Origin of the sequence: Helicobacter muridarum (assembly GCF_000765805.2) — a bacterium.
Classification (GTDB): Bacteria; Campylobacterota; Campylobacteria; order Campylobacterales; family Helicobacteraceae; genus Helicobacter_A; species Helicobacter_A muridarum.
This window is the reverse complement of record NZ_JRPD02000047.1, coordinates 1-6,602: the sequence shown is the minus strand read 5'-3', so window position 1 is coordinate 6,602 and position 6,602 is coordinate 1. Positions and strand designations below refer to the sequence as shown.

General features: G+C 32.4%; 5 protein-coding genes. All 5 read left to right on the top strand.

The features are described from left to right. The first annotated feature begins 276 nt into the window (after nucleotides 1-276). Nucleotides 277-1,653 carry an MBOAT family O-acyltransferase gene (locus tag LS73_RS09555; protein WP_034558414.1) on the top strand — a complete coding sequence of 459 codons (1,377 nt, stop codon included), beginning with the start codon at nucleotides 277-279 and terminating at the stop codon, nucleotides 1,651-1,653. Further along, nucleotides 1,653-2,780 carry an SGNH/GDSL hydrolase family protein gene (locus LS73_RS09550; RefSeq protein ID WP_104692265.1) on the top strand — a complete coding sequence of 376 codons (1,128 nt, stop codon included), beginning with the start codon at nucleotides 1,653-1,655 and terminating at the stop codon, nucleotides 2,778-2,780. Before LS73_RS09555 ends, LS73_RS09550 begins: the two co-directional genes overlap by 1 nt. A 13-nt stretch (nucleotides 2,781-2,793) precedes the next feature. Then, entirely contained in the window at nucleotides 2,794-3,984 is a 1,191-nt protein-coding gene (locus tag LS73_RS09545; protein WP_034558410.1) for a GDSL-type esterase/lipase family protein, read from the top strand. Nucleotides 3,985-4,176: 192 nt separating this feature from the next. Next, on the top strand, nucleotides 4,177-4,431 hold the full coding sequence (locus LS73_RS09540; protein WP_328590924.1) for a restriction endonuclease subunit S: 255 nt from the start codon (nucleotides 4,177-4,179) through the stop codon (nucleotides 4,429-4,431). A 47-nt stretch (nucleotides 4,432-4,478) separates the two neighbouring features. Further along, the coding region (locus tag LS73_RS09535; RefSeq protein WP_138070029.1) for a PBECR2 nuclease fold domain-containing protein at nucleotides 4,479-6,602 on the top strand (2,124 nt) is incomplete at its 3' end.

The window sequence follows — 6,602 nt, the reverse complement described above, 5'->3', positions numbered from 1 at the left end:
AGTTAAAGAGCATAAAAGTCTTACAACAAATAGAATAAATAGAATAGAATGAAAAATGAAGTAGATTATAACAGAAAGAGGTGGAGTGGATGTAGAGGGGACTTTGTAAATATTGCAATGAAATTATTGCTTGATTATTTACATTAATTTGTTTTATTTGTGAGCTAATTTTACAACCAATCAAATTTTGCTGAATGGAAAGTTTGTTATAATTCTTATCTCTAAAAAGTCTCCCCTTCTTAAGTAACATACTTATGTTAATGTTAGGATTAATAAATGATATTTTTTACCATTGAGTTTGCTTGCTGCTTGCTTGTGTTTCTTGTATTATATTGGGGAGTGCTTAAACTCTTTGGTTTAGAAGCGCAAAATATATGCTTGCTTTTTTTTAACTATGCCATTATTGCATGGATAAATCCTTATTTCGCATTAGTTGTTTTTGTCTATACCATTGTGATTTATATATTTTCTTTACTTATTTTTGAGTTTGATTCAGTGCTTGCGTTTACTTGCTGCGTTGGTATTGTGCTGCTTAATCTTTGCTTCTTTAAATACTTTCATGCAATAAAAGATAGCTTTGATATATTTATTGGTTTATTTGGATTTAGTGGGAAACAAATTGATATTATTTTTCCTTTGGGGCTTAGTTTTTACACTTTTGCATCAGTAACATATCTACATAGTGTGCTAAAAGGTAATATTCCTCAAGAATTCTTTTTTCTAGCGTGTTATTTATCCTTTTTCCCGACATTTATATCTGGACCTATTATGCGAAGCCAATACTTTTTTTCACAGCTATATAGCAATAGGGAGCTAAAATATATTTCTTTAATCATTACTCTAATCTTGCTTGGCATTACAAAAAAGATATTTATTGCTAATTATTTGCAAATCTATTCTGAACCTATTTTGCAAAACCCAAGCACATATAGTTCTGTTTCTCTTCTGCTTGGAATTTATGCCTATTCTGTGCAGTTGTATTGCGACTTTAGTGGCTATGTGAATCTAGTAAGTGCGTTTGCCCTTATGATTGGTTTTAGATTACCCTCTAATTTCAATATGCCCTATATGGCGCGAAATATCAAGGATTTCTGGGCTAGATGGCATATTAGCCTCTCGACATTTATTAGAGATTACATATATATCCCGCTTGGTGGAAATAGAAAGGGGTTTTTCCTTGCGCAAGTATTTGTGCTTATTTCGTTTGGCTTGTCTGGAATCTGGCATGGCAATACATGGAATTTCTTAATCTGGGGGCTATTGCATGGTCTAGCTATAATCTTTGTAAATATCCTAAGATTCTATGATATAAAAATCAAACTGCCATATATTAGCTCTATTATTACCTTTCACTTTGTTACTTTTGCTTGGGTGTTTTTTGTCTTTACAGATATATCAGATTCGTTTCTATATATACAAAGCCTAGTAAATAATACTTCTATGCAAGTTTCTAATTTTGAGTGGGAATGCCTTATTGCGTGTATGTTTTGCTTTCTTATTTATCCATATATGAAGCACACCATAAAACTTTCTTGCTTGGTGTTGGATTCTATACCATTACTTTTACAGCCATTATTAGTTGCTTTTCTAGTTTGCGTTATTATTGGATTAAGTGCGAATGGGATTCCAAATTTTATTTATGCTGGATTTTAATGGAACTTTTTAGATTACTCTTTATTGGTGTTACTAGTATTGTTTTAGTTTGCTTAGTCTTTTGGCATAGCTTAATGGATTATTTTATACGAACATATCATATTGATTTTGGGTTAAAAAATTATTCTCCGTCATTTTTTGCTAAGGAGTTAGATTCCATACGTGAAGCTTTCTTTGATAGAGAATATAAGAGTGAGAATCTAGCCCATAATGCTAATGCTAGTTCTAATATTAACCATTCAAACAATATAGATAATGCCCAAACAACACATAGCAAAACTCAAGATGAAGAAAATCTTGATTTATTAGAGCATACAGAAAATGATCAAAACATAATCACAGATAATAACAGTTTATACAATCAAGACAATAATTTCCAATTCGAATCTTATAAGGATTTTAAGGATCTTCATTCAGAGCAATTTTTAAGTGATTCAGAGTTACAAGATAATAATAGCAATATTAGCTTAAGTGGAATTAGATTTAATGATGGTAAGCTATTTATAGACAAAGATATAGAGTTTCTCTTGATTGGAGATTCATTAATGCAGGGTATAGGTGCTTCGCTTGTAAAGCAGCTAGGAAAAAAGGGGCTAAGAGTGCTAAATATGGCAAAGCAGAGCACAGGTCTTACTTATACACATTCTTTTGATTGGGCAAAAGAGACAAAAAAAGCCATAGATAAGAATCAAAATATATCTGTGTTGGTTGTGTGTCTGGGAGCAAATGATCCATGGGATTTAGATCAAGTGAAATTTGGAACAAAAGAGTGGGATAAAATGTATGCCTCAAGGATTGATGAAATATTATCTATTGCAAAGGTAAATGATATATTTGTTGTATGGTTTGAAGTGCCAATCGTTAGAGATAGGAAGCTAAATAAAAAAATTTCTCATTTAAATGATATGTATAAAGAAAGATTACATGGTAATGGTTTATTCCTAACTACAGAATCCATTACAGACAACGGCAAGTTTAGTAGCTATATTAAAGATTCTAATGGTAGGAGTATGTTAGTTAGAGCCCAAGATGGAATCCATCTAAGCACAAATGGCTATAAGATGCTTAGTCAATTGCTAATTCAAAGGCTTGTTATAGAAGAAAATCATTACTTTAAAAAGCTATAACTTAAGGAATTGCGTGAAAATTCTAGTATGTATATTATCTTGCATTATTGGTATTTTGTATGCTGGTAGTTTTATAGATGATAATATTGACATTAAAAGCTATTTAGATAATGCCTTTATATTAAATTTCAATCATGACAAGAAGCCATTGCTATATCTAAAAGACAAGCTAGCAAACAATAAGGATATTAAGATTAGGGTGCTAGGTGATTCCCATATTGCAGGGGACTTTATAACCCATGAATTGCGAGAGATAATAGGCGATATTAATTCGGTTGGATTTGTATATCCTCTCATGCCAAAATATCATAATAACTTTCTTGTTCAATATGAAGAAAAAAACTTTACAATTTTTGATTCAAGAAAAAGGGGTTATGATATATTGGATTACGCGCTAGGTGGTGTAGTGGCAATGCCAGAAAAGCTAGGGGCTAGCATTACCATAGATGTGAATGAAAAATCTTTAGCTAGCCTAAATTCTAAGGATTTCATAGTGCAAATAATATTTCAGTCAAAAGAGAATACTCGCTCCTTTCGTATTGAGGATTCTAATGGATTAGTAGAGGTACTAACGCCTAGTAGCAATCGATGGGAGATTGCAAAGTATCATCTAAGATTCCCAATTACTATTGAAGCATTATATGAAAATGCAAAGCTTGGGGGGTATTTCATTTATAAACAAGAAGAGCCATCTTTAATAGAGCATTTAGGGATAAATGGAGCTAGATCAGATATTTGGCTAAGATGGAATCTAGATTCAATCAAAGAGCAATTAAGCCTATTAGAATATGACTTGGTTATTCTTTGTTATGGAAGCAATGATGCAGTATTTGATAATCTAAGTAAAGAAAGGTTTATAGATTTTTATTCTGAATTTATCGATATTTTAAGGGAATATAATCCAAACTCTGTAATATTAATAGTTTCGCCACCCCCTGTTATGTTAATAAAAGAAGATAGCAAAACTAAGGAATATACAATGGCAAAGAGCTTTGAGCCAGTCAAAGAGTGGATATATGACATAGCGCAAAATCAAAGACTAATATTATTTGATATTGATGACTTTATAAGAAGCACAGGCGGCAAAGATTGCTGGATACTAAATAATCTTTCTAAATCAGATGTACATCTAACTCCTAGCGGATATAGATTACTAGCGCATGCTATATATAAGTCATTGCAAGATGTTTTAAATGAATTCTAAGATTTAAGCTTTGACCCTTTATAGCAAGGGTGCAACGATTAGAATCTGGTTTGTTTTAATGGCTTGTCGTGTCTCACTCTGATGATTTCCCTTATCATAATCTTAGCTATCTCTTCATTTTGTCATTGTGAGGTGGCTAGTTCTTTTATCATGACTAAAACCGCAGTGAAGAATCTCTAATTAAGATAAAGTATCTACAATAGGGGAAGTGTATATTGCCTTATCGAAGCAAACATAAAAACTAGCCAACTTAAGGAAAATGGTCGCTATTCTATGATAAATTCGGGCATAACTTTGTATGGCTTTTATGATGATTTTAACAACGAAGGCGACGACTTTACTATTGCAGCTCGTGGCGAATATGCTGGATTTGCAAATTTTATGAGCGAAAGATTTTGGGCTGGCGGGCTTTGTTATCCTTATCGTTCTTCAGATAAAATTTGTTGAAAAGTAAATTTATTTTTTATTATTTAAAAATTGTTGAGCATAATACTATGCAAACATTAGTTGCTAGAGGTGGAATTCCGGCTATCAATAAAAGCGAGCTTGATAAACAAGGATTTAAAGGCTATGTAAATGAATATGAAAAGGAGCTAAAAAGTCAATATGGCAGAGTAGAGAATGCTCTAGTAGAAGCACTAGAGGGCATAGACTTTGAGCGCACAACAAGACAAATAGTAGATATATTACAAGACTTAAAAGATTCTATTCCAAGAGTTGAGCATAAAGGAATTATTAATGATTTGCAGAGCTTTGCCCTAAAGCCAAATCCGACAATACAAGATTTATTTGCATTGCGCAAAGCAGTAAATCAAGAATTGCGCAGCAAGGAGCTAAAAAAGCCTAGCATTCAAGCCTTAAAAAATATCAACCAAACAATAGATTCTGATATACAAGAAGCTTTAGACATACTTAGCAATATAAGTGGGATTGAAGCTAAAAAACTCTTCAAAGAATATCAAAACATTAACGCCGAATATGCAGACTTTAAAGATTTAGTAAAAAGTGATTTCTATACACAAAATATCAAGAACAAAAGCAAAGAGAAAGAAATCACACAAGATAAATTCTATAGCAATATCCTAGATACAGCTAAAAAAAGCGGATTTAATAATAGGTCCTTTGAGAGAATTGCTAAGAATATGCAGTCAAACTTGCAAGCAAAGGCAATTCAAGAAGCAATAGATAGAAATACAAAGATAATTAAATCAAAGCATAAGGCTATTGCATGGGATAGGCTAATAGATGATTTAGAGGCTCTAAAGCCATATATTACAGATACAAATTTGCTAGCAAAGATTGAATTATTTGAGGATATGCGAAAGTTTTACTTCAATGATTTGGCAATAGCAAAAGCAATTAGCAATGCAATAGGAGAGAAGCCACAAAGCTATCTTAGTAATACATTTTGGGGTAAGGTCCAAATGTATTTTTATAACACTTTGTATCGAGTTTCAGGACGCTTTTCTGTAAGTGAGAGGGCTAGCTCTTTAGCATTTGAGAATCATCTACGCAATGCTTTGAAATATGCCAGAAGCACAAAGGAGCTAAATGAAACACTTATAGCAGGATTAGAGAAAAATACAACAGATATGCAAGATTCAAAAGCTATTCTTAATGAGCTTAGAAGCTTTAGAGAGAAGTTTAATACATCTACCTATAAAGCTTATGATGAAGCAGCGCAAGCCTACACACAAGAAGCCTCAAGTAAGAAGCAATTAGGCTTTTTACTATCTCAAATAGATACAACAAACAAGCAAATAGAGAACATAAAGATAGATGATATTGTTGATGCTGAAATTATTCATGAGCCAAAAACTACAAAGAACATTGCAAATCAAGGCTTAAGTAATATCTCTAACCTAGAAAATAGAGGAAATATAGCTACTAGCCAATATCTACTAAATAAGCAATATCAACAATTAGAATTTCAAAGAATTTATACACAGCTAAGCGAGCTTTTAGCACAAATGCAATCTTTATACGAAGCCGCTTATCCAAAGCTTAAGCCTAACAAAGATACAAGATTGCTTGCTAATGCCAATAACAATAAAGCTATAGATACAACAAACCAAAAAGCTATACAAGAGCTTTGGCTAAAAACCTTTAATCTTAAAAGCTTGGAAGATGATTTTATTGTGAATATCCCGCATGGATTAAAAGAAACTTTAGGCAAAGATATAAAGTTAACTAAAAAAGACTTTGAAAAGATTGTAAATAATGGTAGAGAAAAGTATATCCCGCAAATATTAGAAACTTTCACACACCCTGAAGCAATCTTTATAGACCAAGCAGGGGAGTTACTTTTTGCTAAAACTTTAGATGATAAATTATTTTTTGTGAATGTGAATAGAGATTATGGAGATACTTATAAGGGCTTATCATTTGCTCCAAAAAAGCGAGGTAACCTGTTAAATAAACTACAAAATGCTCAAAGGGTATTTTTAGATGAAGTTAGCCCCCAAGCTTCGGGATTCCACAGCCCACAAGCTTTTACAGATATCCTATCCTCCACCAACAGAGCTAGCCCTAATTCTAGCATAAACAAGCAAGAATTACTTCCTTCTATCAAACATATCACAAGCTTTCAGCAACAAGCAAAGCAATTAGCCATGAAT